The following is a 17,164-nucleotide window of genomic DNA, read 5'->3' on the forward strand; positions in this document are numbered from 1 at the left end:
AGACGGCCACCGCTGACTGCGGTGGCCGTAAGGGGGCTCTGCCGTACAGGCTGTGGACGGGCTCGCCGTAAAGGAGAGAAAGCGGCTCACACGTCGGTGAGAGCGATGAGGATGTGCTCCATGCAGGCGTGGCCCGCGCGCTCGGCGGCGGCCGCGTCGCCCGCCGCGATGGCCCTGGCGATCGCGTCGTGCGGGATGTAGCTGCTGTTGAGCGCGTCCATCGAGGTGCCAGCGGCCGTGATGGAGGCGCGCAGGGCGGCGGAGAAGTCCTCGTAGAGGTCGATCAGCACCAGGTTGTGCGTGGCGTGCACCACCGCCATGTGGAAGGCCAGGTCCGACTCGACGAACGCCTCGGGGTCGCCCGCCTCCCACGCCCTGTCGCGCTCGGCCAGCCTGGCCTCGATCAGCTTGATGTCGTCGTCGGTCCGCCTGGTGGCCGCCAGCCTCGCCGACTCGACTTCGAGCGCCCGCCGCACCTCGAGGATCTCGAGCTGCTCGGCCTGCCGCAGCCGGCGCAGCATCGCGCCGGACAGCTCGCTGGTCGCCCTGACATAGGTGCCGTCGCCCTGCCTGCACTCCAGCAGCCCTGCGTGCGTGAGCGCGCGCACAGCCTCACGGACCGTGTTGCGGCCCACGCCCAGTTGCTCGGCGAGCACGGTCTCGGTGGGGATCTTGCCGTGCATCTGCCACGACCCTGAGGTGATCTGCTCCTTGAGCTGATCGATCACCTGGTCGACGAGCGAAGCTCGCTGCGCCGTACGCAGACTCACAGTCCGCCTCCTCCGGGAAACCAATCATCCTATGAGTCAATGACTGGTAGACCCTAATTATTCCAGACCTGAAAACACAAATCTGGAGCTCCCGGAGGTGCTATTCAACGGGAAATCGGTACGTCGACCTTCACTCCTGCCATGGCGGAACGCACTCCGGCAGCCTCGAGTGCTCTACGATACGCCGCCGTCTGCTCTTCCCTGTGCCCGGCCCTGCCGTACAGGTCGCCGAGCTCCCGCCAGCAGCGAGCGGACTTCCTGTCCGTGCCGTAGACGGGCCCGTGCAGGCTGTCGAGCAGCACCCGTGCCGCACGCAGATGCTCGCCGGCCTCGCGCCCCGCGGCCAGGGCCGCGTCGGCCAGCAGCAGGTGCGCCGTGGCCGGGACCGTTCCTGGAACGTGACGAAGCAGCGCGAGGCCATTGGCTCCGAGCTCGGCCGCACCGGTGGCGTCACCTGCGCGAAGTCGCACCCGGCCGTGCACGATCAGACTCTCGGCGTGGTCGGCGACCGTGTCGGCGAAGGCCGACAGGATCCGCGTGGCGGCCACGGCGAACTCCTCGGCCTCCTCGGCGGAGGAGAGGCCGAGCCTGGCCCACTCCATCGCCACGTGCCCGAGGCGCACCGCAAGACGAGCCGGCCGACCTGCGGCGATGGCGTCGTCGGCCAGCCGTACGGCCAGCGCGGAGTCCTCACCCGAGGCGGCCACGATGCTGGCCTTCCACAGCGCGTGGATCTCAGCGGAACGGTCCACAACCTCAGGGAAGCCGGTGGCGGCGAGCACCTGTCGGACGTAGGCCAGCTCGGCGGAGTCGTCGGAGCGGGTCTCGACCAGCGCGGCGGCCAGGTCGACGGCGAGCTCGCCCTGCGTGACGGCAAGCCTGGAGGCCTGCTCGAAGGCGGTGGTGCCGAGGTCGCGAGCGCGCAGGCGGTCGCCGGCCAGGTGGTAGCAGCGCGAGAGCGCGACGGTCAGCGGCAGGTCGGCAAGGCGTTCGGGATGAGCGGCTGCCTCCCTACGCAGCCGCTCATAAGCCTCGACCGCAGGACCGAGCCTGCCCTGTGCCTCGAGCGCGCGCGCTCTGCCGAGCCTGGCATGCGCGGCGAGCAGAGCGTTCTCCTCACCGGCGGCCTTGATGATCTCTGTGAAGCGCTCAGCGGCGACGTTGGGGTCGCCGTGACGCAGTTCGAGCTCGGCATGACGAAGGCCGAGCTCGGTGTCGATGCGCTGCCGAGGTTCTATCCCGTGAAGGAGGAACTCGGTGGTGCATCCAAGCCGTTCGGCCAAGAGTCGTGCCACAACCGGAGTCGGCGTGCGCTTGCCCGACTCGATGAGTGAGACGTAACTGTCCGACAGGTCGGGGCCCGGCCAGTTGGGCCTGGGACATCCGCCTGTTAAGCCGCAGTCCGCGGACGCGGTCACCGATTGTTCCCTGACTCGGCATCTCATCTCTCAGGGCGGGGAAGGGTCAATGTGTCGCAATGATTGCATGAAGCGACCGAATCGGGTATCCCCACCCGAGAAATCTCTTCACAGAGGGTTAATCGTCCCCTTCGTCCTTGCTCGGGAAAAGCATCTGGCAGACCTCGAGATAAAGGGTCTCGGGATACGGGATGTACTCCACGGTCGACAGCGCCTGGTCCTGACCTGCTGACTCGAGGATGAACTCCCCATAACCGAGCATGCGCCCCAGCAGTGAGCGCTGGAAGCTCATGTCCGTGACTTTCTGTAGTGGCATCATCGCGACTTTGCGCGTGATGAGCCCCGTGGTGAGCAACATCCGCTTCGAGGTCACCACGAAGTAGTCGACCGACCACTCCGCGACTTTCCATACGAAACGGATCAGCAACAGGAGCCAGAGCCACCACACGACGACCAAGGCGGTGCCGCCGCCCTGGTCGCCGAAGAACTTGCTGAGCAGCCCTGCGACGATCAGGGCCGCCGAAGACCTCGGCGACCGGACGCAGAAGTACGGCGGGATGCCGCCGTACCATGATGACCTGGTGTTCGTGGGGGAGTAGGTACCGGTTGACCGACGACGGAGCAGAGTCCCCGTGGGTCACAAGTCTCATGCGAGGCTGTTGAAGAATTGAGCTAGCGAGTCGGCCGCGTTGAACACTGTGTCGAACGCGCCTCGTACCGCGTCCGCTGCGTCGGCTGGTCGCGCGAAGAGGTAGTACGCAACGAATGCGATACCACCATACGTGAGGACCTTTTTGACCTGCACTGTCGCCTCCACTACCACGTACCCACTACACCCGCCGTATACATTACCCAGCCAGGTGGCCCGGTAAAGCGCAACAGACCACGACAAGTCTTAAGCGTCACGGGATTTCGATCTTGACTAACCTCGTTCGCTGGCCACCAGCGCGAGGACATGAAGGTGCTTGCGAGCGATCCTCTCGACCAGGCCCGGGTGGGCATAGCCGGTGACCTCGAGCGCGCCGTAGTGCGCGGCCTCGACGCAGCGGGTGACGGTGCTCGCGGAGTGGATCCCCGCGAACTCGTCACGGAGGGCGGACTCGACCTCCGCGTACGGACTCGTGGCTGGCTCGCTCATGGTGCTCCCCGGTATGCGCCGCTCGGAACGCGGTGCCTAAGAGATGCGTTCATCACTCTACGTACCCATGCAACCACAGAATGTAACGAACGCGAGCGCCTAGAGGAGGAAAAGAGCTGATCAGACCACGCCGTAGAGACGGTCTCCCGCGTCCCCCAGACCCGGGACGATGTAGCCGTGCTCGTTCAGGCGCTCGTCGAGCGCCGCGGTGACGACCCTGATCGGCTTGCCTGAGTTGGCGAAGACCTTGTCCATGTAGGCCAGGCCCTCCGGCGCCGCCAGCAGGCACAGCGCGGTCACGTCGACGGCGCCCCTGTCGAACAGGAACTGGATCGCCGCCGCCAGCGTGCCGCCCGTGGCCAGCATCGGGTCCACCACGTAGCACTGCCGCCCCGACAGGTCGTCGGGCAGGCGGGTGGCGTAGGTCTCGGCCTGGAGCGTCGACTCGTTGCGGATCATGCCGAGGAAGCCGACCTCCGCCGTGGGCAGCAGCCGCGTCATGCCGTCGAGCATGCCGAGCCCGGCCCGCAGGATGGGCACCACCAGCGGGTACGGCTTGGCCAGCCGTACGCCGTCGGCCGGGGCCACGGGGGTCTGGACGGTCACGTCCGTGACCCGGACGTCGCGGGTGGCCTCGTAGGCCAGGAGAGTCACCAGTTCGTCGGCCAGCCGCCTGAAAGTGGGCGAGTCGGTGCGGACGTCGCGCAGCGTGGTCAGCTTGTGTGCGACAAGGGGGTGATCGACGACGAGGGTCTCCATAACGGACAACGCTATCTTGTGTGGAAGGTACCGGCACGTCGCGTACTTGGATTTGATCACAATTTGGTCGGAGGGCCCTACGCTCAGTGGACGGTTCTGGAAGCATTGAAGGTCGTAGAGGCCACGTCGGGTGGGGTGGACGATGACAGACGAAGATGCGCTCGACTTCGCCATCGTGGTCTATCGAGAGGACGAGTGCTGGGACGCCGAGCTGCTTCCCGTCGCACTCACCTCCGATCTCCACGGGTTGATCCACGCGTTGAAGCAGCAGCCGAGCGAGAGCGGGACCATCGGCCTGGTGGCCGTCGGCGACGAGTTCTTCGTGGCGCTGCGCGTGCTGGGCGATCGGGTGGACGTGTTCCTCTCCGACATCGCCGCCTCGTGGGACTACCCGCTGGCGCAGCAGGTCCTCGAATATCTCGACGTCCCGGTCCCCGACGAGGACGAGCTCGACGAGATTCTCCAGGACGAGGACACCGTCCTGCCCGCGGGCGATTTGTCGATCTTCGTGGACCTCGGATTGGACGAGATGGAGCTGGGCATCCTCTCCGGTGACATCGACCTTCACCCCGAGGACGTGCTGTCCAGCATCGCCGCGCGGCTCGGCTTCTCCGAGCCGTTCGAGCGCGCGATCGACTCGGTCTTCGGCTGATCTCGGGAGCACCGGCATGCCCTCCAGCGCCATCTTCTCGGCCGCGTTCGTCAGGACACCCGAAGGGTGGAGCGGCGCGGAGGTCGACCTGAGCGCCGCGGAGATCGTCGACGACCTCGGCGACGCCGTCCAGGAGAGTCTGGGTCTGGTCGGCGACGAGCTCGCGCTGCTGTGCGTCGAGGTCGAGGACGAATGGTTCGCCATCGCCCGCTACAGGGGCGACGAGGAGCCGAGGGTCTTCCTGTCCGACGCGCAGGCGGGCGTGAACGGTCAGCTGGGCGAGCTGTTCGCGGAGTTCGCCGGCGTCGCGCCCGACAAGGAGAGCACCGACCTCGGCGTACGGCCCGCCGGCGACTTCGAGCTGCTGCAGGACTTCGGCGTCAGCAAGGAGGAACTGCTCGAGCTGAGCATGGAGGAGGGCGTACTGCCCGCCGACATCCTCTCGATCATCGCCGAGAGGCTCGCCTTCGCCGACGAGCTCGACCGCCTGCGATAAGCCCGCGATGAGCCGCGATGACCTGCGATGACCTGCGAGGAGGCCGCGTGAGCCCGCCATGCGGCGAGCCTGTCGGGCCTGCCGTACGACCGCGTGGCCGCGGGTGAGCCCGTGGTGAGCCCGAGCCCGTGGGAGGGCGCCATGCGCCTCGCGCTGGAGCAGGCCGAGCTGGCGGGTCAGCGAGGAGAGGTCCCCGTGGGCGCGGTGGTGGTGGGGCCTCAGCCCGCGGACGTGCTCGCGCGAGCCGGCAACGACAGGGAGTCCAGCCACGACCCCACCGCGCACGCCGAGGTGCTGGCGCTGCGGGACGCCGCCGCCTCGCTGGGCACATGGCGGCTGAGCGGCTGCACGCTCGTGGTCACCCTGGAGCCCTGCACGATGTGCGCGGGGGCCGCCGTGCTGTCGCGAGTGGACCGCATCGTCTTCGGGGCCGTCGACGCCAAGGGCGGCGCGGTCGGGTCGCTGTGGGACGTCGTACGCGACCGCCGGCTCAACCACCGGCCCGAGGTGATTCTCGGCGTTCTGGAGGAGGAGTGTTCCTCCGCGCTTAAGAAGTTCTTCGCTACTCGGAGAATCCGGTAAGCTCGTCCGCGGTGGTGTCGCCTAGTGGCCGAGGGCGCACGCCTCGAAAGCGTGTGATGGGGCAACTCATCCGTGGGTTCAAATCCCACCACCACCGCCAGACAACTGATCCCGTCCGATCATCTCGATCGGGCGGGATCGTGTCGTTTCCGGGCATGCCGCATCCTGAGGTCAGGAGGGCAGCTCCAGCACCCTGGCGTGCAGGATGGAGCGCTGGTGGAGCGCCGCGCGCAGGGCGCGGTGCAGGCCGTCCTCCAGGTAGAGCTCGCCCCGCCACTGCACGACGTGCGGGAACAGGTCGCCGTAGAAGGTGGAGTCGGCGGCGAGCAGGGAGTGCAGGTCGAGCATGGCCTTGGTGGTGACCAGCGAGTCGAGCCGGACCTGCCTCGGGGGGATCTGAGCCCACTCGCGATTGCTCAGACCGTGTTCGGGATAGGGGCGTCCGTCGCCGACCAACTTGAAGATCACCCCATCGATTTTAGAAGAGAATTCGCATCCCTGTGTTACTCAGCGCTCCCATCGCAGCTCAGATGCCCTTCTTGAAGGTGTCACATGCGGCCGGATCGCCGCTCTGGTAGCCGTTTCCGAACCACGTGACGCGTTGTTCGGAAGTTCCGTGCGTGAACGCCTCCGGGTCGACCCTGCCCTGACTGCGCTCCTGGATCCGGTCGTCCCCGACGGCGGCCGCGGCGTCCAGCGCCTGCTGGATCTCAGCCTGGGTGAACGCCCTCTCGTAGAACCCGGTGTCCACGGCGTGCTTGGCCCAGACCCCGGCGTAACAGTCGGCCTGCAGCTCCAGCTTCACCGCGCCGCTGTCGGGACCCTGGCGGTCCTGGCCCACGCGCTCCATCTGGCCTGTCAGGTTCTGGACGTGGTGACCGTACTCGTGGGCGATGACGTAGGCCTGCGCGAAGGGGCCGCCCTTGGCGCCGAAGTCGCGCTGCAGGGTGTCGAAGAAGGTCAGGTCGAGGTAGACCTGCCGGTCGCTCGGGCAGTAGAAGGGCCCGACGGAGGAGTCGGCGGCGCCGCAGCCGGTGTTGACGGCCTGGGTGAACAGGATCGTCTTGGCCTGCTGGTAGCCGTCGGTGTTCCCCCAGTACTCCTGGATGCTGTTGACCACGCCGACGACCCTGCACTCTTCGGACTGGTCGGCGTCCGCCCCTGTCCTGCACTGCTCGGACAGGTTGGAGGTGGGCTGTAATCCGGCTGGATCACCGCCAGTGATGTTGCCGGGGTTCACCCCGAATATCACGGCCGCGATGAGCGCGATGATGCCGGTGATGCCGCCGCCGATGGCCAGTCCGCCACCGGGGAGGCCGCGGCCGCCGCGCTGCTCGACCTGTGAGGAGTCGAGCTGGGCCTCGTCTCGGAAATCCATGGCCTGGCATCTGCCCTCCAGACCGCGAATCAGTCAGATCCCTCCGGTGAAGGTGTCGCAGCGGGCCGGGTCACCGCTCTTGTAGCCGACGCTGAACCACTTCTCCCGCTGCGCCGAGGTGCCGTGGGTGAAGGCGTCGGGCACGACCCTGCCCTGGGAGCGGCGCTGGATGCTGTCGTCCCCGACGGCCGAGGCCGCGCTGAGCGCCTCGTCGATGTCGGCCTGGGTGAAGGGCTGGGTGTAGAACCCGGTGCGCACGGCGTTGCCGGCCCAGACCCCCGCGTAGCAGTCGGCCTGCAGCTCCAGGCGTACGGCTCCGCTGGTGGCACCCTGCCGGTCGTTGCCGACCCTGTCCATGGTGCCGAGCAGGTTCTGGACGTGGTGACCGTACTCGTGGGCGATGACGTAGGCCTGCGCGAAGGGGCCGCCCTTGGCGCCGAAGTCGCGCTGCAGGGTGTCGAAGAAGGTCAGGTCGAGATACACCTTCTGGTCTCTCGGGCAGTAGAACGGGCCGACGGAGGAGTCGGCCGCCCCGCAGGCGGTGTTGACGGCCCTGGAGAACAGCACGGTCTTGGCGGGGGTGTACGACGTGCGGCCCCTGCCGGTGAAGGCCTGCTTCCAGTAGGCCTGGATGCTGTTGACGGTGCCGACGATGCGGCAGTCCTCCGACTGGTCGGCGTCCGCGCCCGTCCGGCAGCGAGAGGCAAGGTTGCCGCTCGGCGAGCCCTGTGGTTCGGGCCTCGACGCCGATGGAGCGGGGCTCTGCGGTTCGTCGCCGCTGAAGTTCGTCGGCACGATCTGGAAGAGGAACAGCGCGGCCACAGCCACCAGAAGGAGCAGGCAGCCGCCGCCCTTCCCGCCGACGGGCAGCACGCAGCCGCCCGGCATCAAGCCGCGGCCGCCCCCGCCGCCGCCCGCCCTGGGGCCCGAAGCTCTGACGTCCTCCACCTGCGAGGGGTCGAGCTTGGCGTCGTCGTCGAACTGCATGCCAGTGCCCTTCCCTCGTAATAGATCAGATACTCTCCGTAATCGGACTATGGTGGGCATATGACGGGTGGGCTTATCGGGATCACACTGGTATCTCTCGGCATGGTGCTCACACCAGGCCCGAACATGATTTATCTGATTTCGCGGTCGATCGCGCAGGGGCGACGCGCGGGGCTCGTCTCGCTCACGGGTGTCGTCCTCGGGTTCACCATCTACCTGACCGCCACCTGTCTCGGGCTGACGGCGATCTTCGCTCTCGTGCCCGCGGCCTACACCGCGCTGAAGCTGGCGGGCGCGGTCTACCTCGGGTGGCTGGCGTGGAAGGCGCTCAGGCCCGGCGGCGGATCGGTGTTCGAGGCGCGCGAGCTCGAGCACGCCTCGAACCGCAGGCTCTTCTCCATGGGGCTGCTCACGTGCCTGCTCAACCCCAAGATCGCGATTCTCTACCTCTCGCTGCTGCCGCAGTTCATCGACCCCGCGGCGGGAAGCGTCCTGCTGCAGAGCCTCGCGCTCGGATCGGTGCAGATCGTCGTCGCCACCACGATCAACGGCCTGATCGCCATCACCGCGGGCAGCCTGGCGGCCTTCCTCGCCGCCCGCCCGCTGTGGCTGCGGATGCAGCGCTACTTCATGGGCACCGTGCTCGGCGGCATGGCGATCCACCTGGCCACCGACCGCTCCCGCGCCGTCGCGGCGTGAGCGGCTACCAGCGGTGGTGCACCTGCGCGCGGATCCTGCCGTCGTAGATCTCCCGTACGGCCCGCAGCGTCGCCTCGGGTAGCGGGGCCAGCGCCGCGGCCGCCGCGTTGGCCCTGGCCTGCTCGGGAGAGCGGGCCCCTGGGATGACCGTGGTCACGCCTGGCTGCTGGATGATCCAGCGCAGCGCCGCCTGCGCGGGTGTGGCGCCCTCGGGAGCCAGCGCGGCGAACTCCACGGCCGCCTCGACACCGGTCGCGAAGTCCACGCCCGAGAACGTCTCGCCCTGGTCGAACGACTCGCCGTGGCGGTTGTACGTGCGGTGGTCGTCGGCGGGGAAGACGGTGTCCTTGGTGTACTTGCCCGACAGCAGCCCCGAGGCCAGGGGCACGCGGGCGATGATGCCCACCCCCGCCTCGGCGGCGGCGGGCAGCACCCGCTCGAGCGGCTTGAGCCTGAAGGCGTTGAAGATGATCTGCACGCTGGCCGTCCCCTGCCGGGCGATCGCGGTCAGCGCCTCGTCGCAGGTCTCCACGCTCACCCCGTAGGCGGCGATCCTGCCCTCCTCGACGAGCGTGTCCAGCGCGTCGAAGACCGCGTCGGAGGAGTGGACCGGCGTGGGCGGGCAGTGCAGCTGCACCAGGTCGAGACGGTCCACGCCCAGGTTCGCGCGGGACCTGTCGGTCCAGGCGCGGAAGTTGTCGAGGGTGTAGAGGGCGGGGTCGAGCGCCACCCTGCGGCCCATCTTGGTGGCGACCGTGACGCCCGCGTCGGGGCGCTCGCGCAGGTAGGCGCCGATCAGCTGCTCGCTGCGGCCGTCGCCGTACACGTCGGCGGTGTCGAAGAAGGTCACGCCCTCCTCGACGGCCGCGTCGAGGACGGCCAGCGCGTCCTTCTCCTCCACCTCGCCCCAGTCGGCGCCGAGCTGCCACGTGCCCAGCCCGACGACTGACACCCTCTGGCCGGTCCTGCCGATGATCCGCTGTTCCATGTCCTCAGCATCGGAGGCGGGGCCGTCGGCTGTCCAATCGGCCTACCTCGGTAGTGCCGACGTCACCGCCGACAGGCAGCGTTCCACCACGGGCCTGGGGTCGAAGGCGTAGGTGCCGTCGCCGAACAGCTCGAAGGTCATCCGCCCGCCGTACCCCCTGCGCTCCAGCGCGGTCAGGTACTCGGCGAGCGGCAGCCGGCCGTCGCCCCACGCCAGGTGGCCCGCGGGACTCCCGTCGACCAGGTGCACGTGCCGCACCCTGTCGCCGAGGGAGTCGAAGTAGTCGTCGACGCTCTCACCCGCCACCGCCATGCCCACGGTGTCGAGGACGGCGCCGACGTTCGACGAGCCGATCTCGTCGAGCATCCTGGCGAGCGTCCGCGAGTCGTTGACGAGATTCGACTCCACGCGCTGCAGCGGTTCGAGCACGCAGGCCACCCCGAGGGTCTCGGCGTAGGCGGCGATCTCGCCGACCGCGTCGACCGAGCGGCGCCATGCCGCCTCCAGCGGCTCGTCCTCGAAGCCGCGGCCGGGAGTCAGCAGCAGCAGCTCCGCGCCGAGCTCGGCGGCCAGTTCGGCGGCGCGCCGGAACATGGCGATGCTCGCCGCGCGCAGCCAGGTGACGGGCGAGGCCACGTTGACCGGGTACATCACCTGCTCGGGCGTGAGGCAGTGCACGCTCAGGCCGCGCGCCTGCGCGCTCCGGCGTACGGCCCGCGCCTCGGCGTCGCTCACCTGCGGGATGTGGAACTGCGGCGCGATGCCCCACAGCTCCAGCCTCTCGCGCCCCAGAGCGGCGGCGTCGTCGAGGAAGCGCTCGAACGGCAGCTGCTGGTAGGCGAAGTTCGAGCCGGTGAGCTGCTGGAGTGTGAGGGTCATGGGGAGCTCCGTTACTTGCCGATGCCGTCAGAGAGGCCTTTGACGATGTAACGCTGGCCGAAGAAGAAGAGCAGCACCACGGGGACGGCCGCGATAACCATGCCGGCGAAGACGACGGGGTAGTCGGTGCCGTGCTTGCTCATCAGACTGGTCAGGCCCACGGGAAGAGTCTGCACGCCGCTGCCGCTGGTGAACACCATCGCGAAGAGATACTCGTTCCAGGCGAACAGCACGTGCAGCAGGACCGTCGAGGTGATGATCGGCTTGCTCATGGGCAGGATGATCCGCCAGAAGGCCGTCCACCGGCCCGCGCCGTCCATCTCCGCGGCCTCGTCGACCTCGCGCGGAAGGTCGATCATGTAGGCGCGGATGAGGAACGTGGTGAACGGCACGCGGAAGGCGGTGTACAGGATGAGCAGCGCCCAGAAGCTGTTGTACAGCCCCATCGCCTGGAACATCTTCACCAGGGGGACGAGCGCCACGGTCGGTGCGAGCATGAGCCCGCCGAGGATCAGCGCGGTGATCGCCTTGTTGAAGGGGATGGTGACCCTGGTCAGGCCGTAGGCGGCCCACGCGCTGACGAAGACCGTGACGATCGTCGAGGTCACCGTGACGAGCACGCTGGTGGTGAGGTAGTCGCTCACCCCTCTGTTCCACGCCTTCTGGTAGTTCGTGAAGCTCCAGTCGACGGGCAGGGCGAACGGGTTGCCGAACAGTTCGGCGTTGGTCTTGAACCCGTTGAGCACCATCCACAGCAGCGGATAGAGCACGATCACCGCGAGACCCAGCAGGAAGGCCCACATGAACACGCGTGCGATCACGCCGAGAAAGCTCAGGCGCTTCACCATTCCACCCTTCGTCTGCGGGTGACCCACAGCTGCGCCATGGCGATGCCGAGCGTGATCACGAAGATCAGCGTCGCGATCGCCGCGGCGTAGCCGAAGTTGTTGCGGACGAACCCGCTGCGGTAGAGCCACGTGCCCATGACCTGCGTCGAGTTGTTCGGCCCTCCGCTGGTCATGACCATGACCTCGTTGAACACCTGGAACGCACCCGAGATGGTGACCATCGTCATGAGCCCGGTCATCTCACGCACCAGCGGGACGGTGACGTGGATGAAACGGCGGATCGGCCCGGTGCCGTCGATGGCGGCGGCGCCGTACAGCTCGGAGGGGATGCGCTGGATCGCGACGGCGAACAGCAGGGTGGAGTACCCGAAGCCCTGCCACTGGCTCATCCCGATGATCGCGTACATCGCGGTGCTCTCCTGGCCCAGCCACGACTGGTCGAACAGCCCGAGCCCCACCGCCTGGAAGGCGTGGTTGAGCGGGCCGAGGTTCGGCTCGTACATGAAGTAGAAGAGCAGGCCCGCGACCGTCAGCGAGATCGCCGACGGGATGAAGTAGATGGCCCTGAGGCTGCGCCGCCACCGGTCGCTGCGGATGCTCTCGATGAGCGCGGCCAGCAGCAGCGCGCCGAACACCTGGAAGACGATCGAGATCACCGCGTAGAGCAGGTTGTTCCCGAACGAGGACCAGAAGATCGGGTCGTCGAGGAGCTTGGTGTAGTTGTCGAGCCCGACGTACTCCTGGTCCCCGCTGTAGATGTCCCACTTGAGCGTGCTGAACCCGATGTTCTGCACGAGCGGCAGGTAGACGAACACCCCGACGAGCACGAGGGCGGGGACGACCCACGCGAGCCCGAGCGTCCGCTGGACGATGGCGCGCACCGGACTACTTGGCAGACTCTGAGGCCTGGCGGACGCTCTCGAGCACCTGCTCAGGCTTCTTGCCGCCGCTGATGAGAGCCTCACCGCCGGCCAGCCACGCGTCGGCCACCTCGGGCACCGTCACCATGTCCAGCCAGCTGGCCAGCTCGGGCGCCTTGTTGACCAGTTCGATGCCCTCGAAGACGGCCTTGCTCGAGGTCTCGGGGGTGACGGCGCCGACGACCGTGCTGGGCTGGCCGTACGGGGGAGAGGAGAGGGTCTTCGCGTTCTCCTGCTCGGTGACGAACTTCATGAAGTCGACGGCGAGCGCGGCGCGCGGCGACTTGGCGTTGACCAGGTAGCCCTCCGGCGCCCCCTCGATCACCTTGGGGTTGCCCGCGGCGCCCGCGGGGACCGGCAGCGGGAAGATGCCGAAGTCCTCGGGGGTGATCCCGCGGCCGGCCGTCGCGCTGTCGAACTCCAGGATCTCCTGGTAGTACATGGCGGCCTTGCCGTTGGAGAAGGCCTCCTGGGCCGAGGTGTAGAGCACGCCGTTGGTGCCGCTGCCCGTGTCGGTGCACGTGTCGACCAGGGTCTTGAACTGCTTGAGCGCGGTGACGTAGCCGGGGTCGGCGAGCTTGGCCGTCGAGGGGTGGAAGTCGGCGCGCAGGGTGGCGCTCGGCACGTTGTAGGCGAACAGCTGCTGGAGGTAGTGCAGCGCGGGCCAGCCGTCCTTGTTGCCGAAGGCGATGGGCTCGTAGCCGGCCTTGCGCAGGGTGGCGCAGCTGCTGATGAGCTCCTCGAAGGTGGTGGGCGGCTTGACGCCCGCCTTGGTGAAGGCGGCCTTGTTGTAGCCCATGAACTTGCCGTTGTTGTAGAGCGGGATCCCGTAGTAGCGGCCGTCGTAGGCGAAGGCCGACAGGGAGGCCTTGCTGAAGGTCTTGCCCCACTCGGTGTCAGGGCCGATCACCTTGGTGAGGTCGGCCGCGCGACCGCCGCGGACGTAGTTCTCCGCCCAGTTGCCCGTCCAGGTGAAGTAGATGTCAGGCAGCGCGTCGGAGGCGGTCAGCGTCTTCGACTTGTCCTTGATGCTCTGGTCCGTCTCCTGGATGAGCTCGATCTTCACCCCCGGATGCTTCTTCTCGTAGGCCGCCGCCAGCTTCTCGAAGTACGGGCTCAACGGGTCGCCCGCGAACTTCGTGAGGATGCTGAGCGTGCCGGAGAACTCCGGCTTCGCCGTGACGTCGGCTGCGGGAGCCTCGCCCGAGCCACCGGCACAGCCGGTGAGGGCGAGCGTTCCGAGCAGTGCCGCGAACGTCGTCAGTGGGCGCATGGGCTTCCTTTCTCTCGGGGGGAGAGGGGACCGCCGGTGCAGTGGCACCTCAGATCCGCTTGGTGAGGGCTGACTGTACAGAGGAACTGATACCGGTACCAGACTCAGATCCAAGATCTTTACTATTGAGGCTTTGAACTGCTGTATTGACGTCATCGGTTTCTCTGTGTCAGCGTGAGCCCCGCGTGATACCGGTCTCAGGTTGGCCGCACACTCTCGAAAGGACGCGATGATGCTCGGATTCAACGAGCCCGAATTCCTCTCACAGACGGCGAGCGCGGTGGCCCTGCGCCCCCAGATCGAGGAGCTCGTCGACCGCCTCGTGGACCAGGGGTTCGACAACCTCTTCCTCGTCGGCGCGGGCGGCACCTACGCCCAGATGTGGCCGTACGAGCACCTCGCCAGGCGCGCCTCGAGCCTTCCCGTGCGGTCCGCCATCGCGGCGGAGCTGATTGTCTCCGGTGACGTCACCCTGGGTGAGCGCTCCGTGGTGATCTTCACCTCGGTCTCGGGCACGACCGACGACAGCATCCGCGCCATCGAGTACTGCAAGGCCAGGGGCGCCTACACCGTCGGCTTCACCGGCTACGCCGACTCGCCCATCGCCAAGAGCGTCGACGTGGCTCTCATCTCCGAGCCCAAGACGTGGCCCTTCGACATGCAGATGCTGCTGTTCATGGGACGGCTGCTCGCCCGCAGGGGCGAGTTCGACGGCTACGACAAGCTCGCCGACGAGCTCGCGGGCATCCCCGGCGTCCTGGTCGAGGTGGCCAAGCAGGCCGAGCCCGTGGCCGCCGCCTTCGCCGAGGCCCACAAGGACTCCGACTACCACTTCCTCGTCGGCGGCGGAAACCTCTGGGGCTTCACCTACCTCTACTCGATGTGCATCCTCGAGGAGATGCAGTGGCTGCGCACCACCAGGGTGCACAGCGCGGAGTTCTTCCACGGCTCGCTCGAGCTGATCGAGAAGGACACCAGCGTGATCATCTTCCAGGGTGAGGACGAGACGCGTCCCCTCACCGACAGGGTGGAGGCCTTCGCCAAGCGCGTCTCGGAGGACGTCACCGTCTTCGACACGCGCGACTACCCGCTCGAAGGCATCAGCCCCGAGTTCCGCGGCCTGCTCGCGCCGCTGGTGCTCGACACCGTGCTGAGCAGGGTCAGCAAGCACCTGGAGCGCGTCCGCGACCACTCGCTCGACCTGCGCCGCTACTACCGGGTCATGGAGTACTGAGCCCCTTCTTCATGGGCCGTGGCGGGCGGGATGCACCCGTCCGCGCGTCCCGGTGTCAACGTCCGCACTCCCGCCCGCGCACAGGAGAACCATGAGAGTCCTCGGCTTCGGTGACAACATCGTCGACCGGTTCGTCGACCGCGGCATCGACTATCCGGGCGGCAACAGCGTCAACGTCGCCGTCTACGCGCGCAGGCTCGGCCTCGAGGCCGCCTACCTCGGGGTCTTCGGCGACGACGACCTCGGCGCCTTCCTGAGCGAGGCCATCGCGGCCCAGGGGGTCGCCGTCGACCGATGCGTGGTGAAGGAGGGGGAGAGCGGCGTCTCCACCCTGCGCGTCGACGACGGCGACCGGATCTTCCTCGGGTGGAACGGCGGCGGCGTCACGGTCAGCGAGCCGCTGGTGCTCGAAGGCGACCTGCTCGACTACGTGTCGTCCTTCGACCTGGTCCACTCGAGCGTCTACTCCCGCAGCGAGAGCGAGCTGCCCAAGCTGGCGGGGCGCGGTCCGCTCGTGAGCTTCGACCTCTCCAGCGAGGAGGAGTTCCGCACCCCCTCCTACCTCGACCGCGTCTGCCCGCACGCCGACCTGGTGCTGCTGTCGTGCTCCCACCTCGACGAGTCCGCCACGCGCGCCCTGCTGGCCGAGGCCGTACGGCGGGGCGCGCGCATGGCGCTCGCCACCCGAGGTGTGGACGGGGCGATCGCCCACGACGGCCGCGTCACGGTGGCGGCGCCCGCGCGCGCCGTGGAGCAGGAGCAGGTCGTCGACACCATGGGCTGCGGCGACGCCTTCCTGGCCGGCTTCGCCGTCTCGCTGCTGCGCGGCGGCTGGTCGGCTGTCGCGACCTCTGCGGTGTCGCCGGCCGCCGCGGGCTCGCCGGGGGAGGCCGCGATCGAACGTGCTCTGCACGACGGCGCCGCGGCCGCGTACGAGCAGTGTTTCGTCGAAGGGGCCTTCGGCCACGGCAGAGCCGCGGAAAGACCTCCCGTGGCTAGCATGTGGCCAGCCGCCGAACACGAGAGATGAGGGACGCCATCCATGCCAGCTGACCGGGGCCGTGCGGCGGGGCCGCCGACGATCTCCGAAGTGGCCGCCGAGGCGGGTGTCGGGCGTGCCACGGCGGCCAGGACACTCGGCGGGTATGGGTACGTCAGCCCCGAGCTGCGCGAGCGCGTGCTCGCGGCGGCCGAGAAGCTCGGCTACCGCGCGAACGCGCTCGCCCGCAGCATGTCGACGGGGGTGAGTCACACCCTCGGGGTGATCGTCGCCGACATCGGCAACCCGTTCTTCGCCGGTGTCGTGCGCGGCATCTCCGACACCTCGCGCGCCAGGGGCTTCGACACGATCGTGCTGAGCACGTACGAGGAGCTCGGCGAGGAGGTGGCGGCCACCAACGTGCTCATCGACAAGCGCGTCGACGGCGTCATCATCGCCTCGGCCGCGGTCGACCGTACGGAGGTGGCCCACATCAAGGCGGCGATGGACCGCGGCATCCCCGTCGTCCTCGTCGACCGCGCGGTTTCCTCGCTCGACCTCGACGCGGTCGTCATCGACAACCGCGACGCGGCGAGGGAGGGGGTGGAGATGCTCATCGCGGCGGGTCACCGCCGTATCGGGTTCGTGTGGGGCCCGCCGCTCGCGCAGGCCCCCGCCACCCGGCGCGGGCTGCTCACCGCCGCCTCCCGCAACCTGTGGACGGACGGCGAGCGCCTGCGCGGCTACCTCGACGCTCTCGACGACGCGCGCATCCCCTTCGACCCTGACCTGGTGATGGTCGGACGCAAGACGGAGGAGCGGGTGCCGGGGGAGGTCGCCAGGATGCTGGCCCTTCCCGACCGCATCACCGCGGTGTTCTGCACCGAGACCGACGCGGTGACAGGCGCGCTGCGCGCCTTCAGGACGGCGGGGCTGTCCTGCCCGCGTGACGTCGCGCTGATCGGCTTCGACGACAGCTCGTGGGCGGCGGTCATGGAGCCGCCCCTCACGATGATCGAGCAGCCTGTGCACGAACTGGGCGCGAAGGCGGCCGAGGTGCTGCTCGACACCATCGCGGGAGCCGAGCCCCGCAGGGAGATGCACACGCTGCGCTCCCGCCTCATCGTCCGCTCCTCCGTGGCCCCGCCGGCCGGCGTCTGAGCC

19 protein-coding genes, 1 tRNA gene and 2 pseudogenes are annotated in these 17,164 nt (G+C 68.3%); 8 read left to right on the forward strand and 14 right to left on the reverse strand.

Annotated features, from left to right (window positions below):
• Window positions 1-86: 86 nt before the first annotated feature.
• The 6 genes and pseudogenes from FHR33_RS27115 to upp all read right to left on the reverse strand — a co-directional run bounded on the left by FHR33_RS27115 (window position 87) and on the right by upp (window position 4,085).
• Complete coding sequence (locus tag FHR33_RS27115) at window positions 87-770, reverse strand: FadR/GntR family transcriptional regulator (protein ID WP_183653291.1); 684 nt, start codon at window positions 768-770, stop codon at window positions 87-89.
• Window positions 771-874: 104 nt separating this feature from the next.
• Window positions 875-2,065 carry a transcriptional regulator gene (locus FHR33_RS27120; protein WP_246452104.1) on the reverse strand — a complete coding sequence of 397 codons (1,191 nt, stop codon included), beginning with the start codon at window positions 2,063-2,065 and terminating at the stop codon, window positions 875-877.
• Window positions 2,066-2,215: pseudogene (locus FHR33_RS53385) on the reverse strand (hypothetical protein); the annotation flags it as partial.
• Window positions 2,216-2,306: 91 nt separating this feature from the next.
• Window positions 2,307-2,838 (reverse strand): annotated as a pseudogene (locus tag FHR33_RS27125) (PH domain-containing protein).
• A gap of 272 nt (window positions 2,839-3,110) precedes the next feature.
• Window positions 3,111-3,326 carry a hypothetical protein gene (locus tag FHR33_RS27130; protein ID WP_183653294.1) on the reverse strand — a complete coding sequence of 72 codons (216 nt, stop codon included), beginning with the start codon at window positions 3,324-3,326 and terminating at the stop codon, window positions 3,111-3,113.
• 120 nt (window positions 3,327-3,446) lie between these two features.
• The gene (gene upp, locus FHR33_RS27135; protein ID WP_183653297.1) at window positions 3,447-4,085 is read right to left on the reverse strand and encodes a uracil phosphoribosyltransferase; all 639 of its coding nucleotides are present in this window, start codon (window positions 4,083-4,085) and stop codon (window positions 3,447-3,449) included.
• Between the two features lie 142 nt (window positions 4,086-4,227).
• Between upp and FHR33_RS27140 the strand changes: the two genes are divergently transcribed.
• The 4 genes from FHR33_RS27140 (at window position 4,228) to FHR33_RS27155 (ending at window position 5,915) form a co-directional block, all read left to right on the forward strand.
• On the forward strand, window positions 4,228-4,737 hold the full coding sequence (locus FHR33_RS27140; protein ID WP_183653300.1) for a tRNA adenosine deaminase-associated protein: 510 nt from the start codon (window positions 4,228-4,230) through the stop codon (window positions 4,735-4,737).
• 16 nt (window positions 4,738-4,753) lie between these two features.
• Window positions 4,754-5,233, forward strand: a complete 480-nt coding sequence (locus FHR33_RS27145) for a tRNA adenosine deaminase-associated protein (RefSeq protein WP_183653303.1) — start codon at window positions 4,754-4,756, stop codon at window positions 5,231-5,233.
• Between the two features lie 141 nt (window positions 5,234-5,374).
• The gene (gene tadA, locus FHR33_RS27150) at window positions 5,375-5,815 is read left to right on the forward strand and encodes a tRNA adenosine(34) deaminase TadA (protein WP_183653306.1); all 441 of its coding nucleotides are present in this window, start codon (window positions 5,375-5,377) and stop codon (window positions 5,813-5,815) included.
• A gap of 10 nt (window positions 5,816-5,825) precedes the next feature.
• Window positions 5,826-5,915, forward strand: a tRNA-Ser gene (locus FHR33_RS27155).
• Between the two features lie 71 nt (window positions 5,916-5,986).
• On the opposite strand, the gene FHR33_RS27160 is transcribed toward FHR33_RS27155, so the two are convergent.
• Genes FHR33_RS27160 through ypfJ (FHR33_RS27170) form a run of 3 tightly spaced genes read right to left on the reverse strand, consistent with a single transcriptional unit; the run spans window position 5,987 to window position 8,180 of the window.
• Window positions 5,987-6,283 (reverse strand): type II toxin-antitoxin system VapB family antitoxin, encoded by a 297-nt coding sequence (locus FHR33_RS27160; RefSeq protein ID WP_183653309.1) that lies wholly within the window; start codon window positions 6,281-6,283, stop codon window positions 5,987-5,989.
• 58 nt (window positions 6,284-6,341) lie between these two features.
• Complete coding sequence (gene ypfJ, locus FHR33_RS27165; protein WP_183653312.1) at window positions 6,342-7,193, reverse strand: KPN_02809 family neutral zinc metallopeptidase; 852 nt, start codon at window positions 7,191-7,193, stop codon at window positions 6,342-6,344.
• Window positions 7,194-7,226: 33 nt separating this feature from the next.
• Window positions 7,227-8,180 (reverse strand): KPN_02809 family neutral zinc metallopeptidase, encoded by a 954-nt coding sequence (gene ypfJ / locus FHR33_RS27170; RefSeq protein ID WP_183653316.1) that lies wholly within the window; start codon window positions 8,178-8,180, stop codon window positions 7,227-7,229.
• Between the two features lie 102 nt (window positions 8,181-8,282).
• On the opposite strand from ypfJ (FHR33_RS27170), the gene FHR33_RS27175 reads away from it, so the two are divergent.
• Window positions 8,283-8,879 carry a LysE family translocator gene (locus FHR33_RS27175; RefSeq protein ID WP_281388443.1) on the forward strand — a complete coding sequence of 199 codons (597 nt, stop codon included), beginning with the start codon at window positions 8,283-8,285 and terminating at the stop codon, window positions 8,877-8,879.
• A 4-nt stretch (window positions 8,880-8,883) separates the two neighbouring features.
• On the opposite strand, the gene FHR33_RS27180 is transcribed toward FHR33_RS27175, so the two are convergent.
• The 5 genes from FHR33_RS27180 to FHR33_RS27200 are packed head-to-tail and all read right to left on the reverse strand — an operon-like array spanning window position 8,884 to window position 13,787.
• Window positions 8,884-9,867: an aldo/keto reductase gene (locus FHR33_RS27180; RefSeq protein WP_183653322.1), complete on the reverse strand. Its 984-nt coding sequence runs from the start codon at window positions 9,865-9,867 to the stop codon at window positions 8,884-8,886.
• Window positions 9,868-9,909: 42 nt separating this feature from the next.
• Window positions 9,910-10,746 (reverse strand): sugar phosphate isomerase/epimerase family protein, encoded by an 837-nt coding sequence (locus FHR33_RS27185; protein WP_183653325.1) that lies wholly within the window; start codon window positions 10,744-10,746, stop codon window positions 9,910-9,912.
• 11 nt (window positions 10,747-10,757) lie between these two features.
• Window positions 10,758-11,567: a carbohydrate ABC transporter permease gene (locus FHR33_RS27190; protein ID WP_312895739.1), complete on the reverse strand. Its 810-nt coding sequence runs from the start codon at window positions 11,565-11,567 to the stop codon at window positions 10,758-10,760.
• A 20-nt stretch (window positions 11,568-11,587) separates the two neighbouring features.
• On the reverse strand, window positions 11,588-12,475 hold the full coding sequence (locus FHR33_RS27195; RefSeq protein WP_312895740.1) for a carbohydrate ABC transporter permease: 888 nt from the start codon (window positions 12,473-12,475) through the stop codon (window positions 11,588-11,590).
• 4 nt (window positions 12,476-12,479) lie between these two features.
• Entirely contained in the window at window positions 12,480-13,787 is a 1,308-nt protein-coding gene (locus FHR33_RS27200) for an ABC transporter substrate-binding protein (RefSeq protein WP_183653331.1), read from the reverse strand.
• A 232-nt stretch (window positions 13,788-14,019) separates the two neighbouring features.
• Between FHR33_RS27200 and FHR33_RS27205 the strand changes: the two genes are divergently transcribed.
• The 3 genes from FHR33_RS27205 to FHR33_RS27215 all read left to right on the forward strand — a co-directional run bounded on the left by FHR33_RS27205 (window position 14,020) and on the right by FHR33_RS27215 (window position 17,161).
• On the forward strand, window positions 14,020-15,021 hold the full coding sequence (locus FHR33_RS27205; RefSeq protein ID WP_183653335.1) for an SIS domain-containing protein: 1,002 nt from the start codon (window positions 14,020-14,022) through the stop codon (window positions 15,019-15,021).
• A 91-nt stretch (window positions 15,022-15,112) separates the two neighbouring features.
• Entirely contained in the window at window positions 15,113-16,051 is a 939-nt protein-coding gene (locus FHR33_RS27210; protein WP_183653338.1) for a PfkB family carbohydrate kinase, read from the forward strand.
• 12 nt (window positions 16,052-16,063) lie between these two features.
• Window positions 16,064-17,161, forward strand: a complete 1,098-nt coding sequence (locus tag FHR33_RS27215) for a LacI family DNA-binding transcriptional regulator (protein WP_183653341.1) — start codon at window positions 16,064-16,066, stop codon at window positions 17,159-17,161.
• Window positions 17,162-17,164 lie beyond the last annotated feature (3 nt).

Source organism: Nonomuraea dietziae, from assembly GCF_014195505.1.
Taxonomy (GTDB): Bacteria; Actinomycetota; Actinomycetes; order Streptosporangiales; family Streptosporangiaceae; genus Nonomuraea; species Nonomuraea roseola.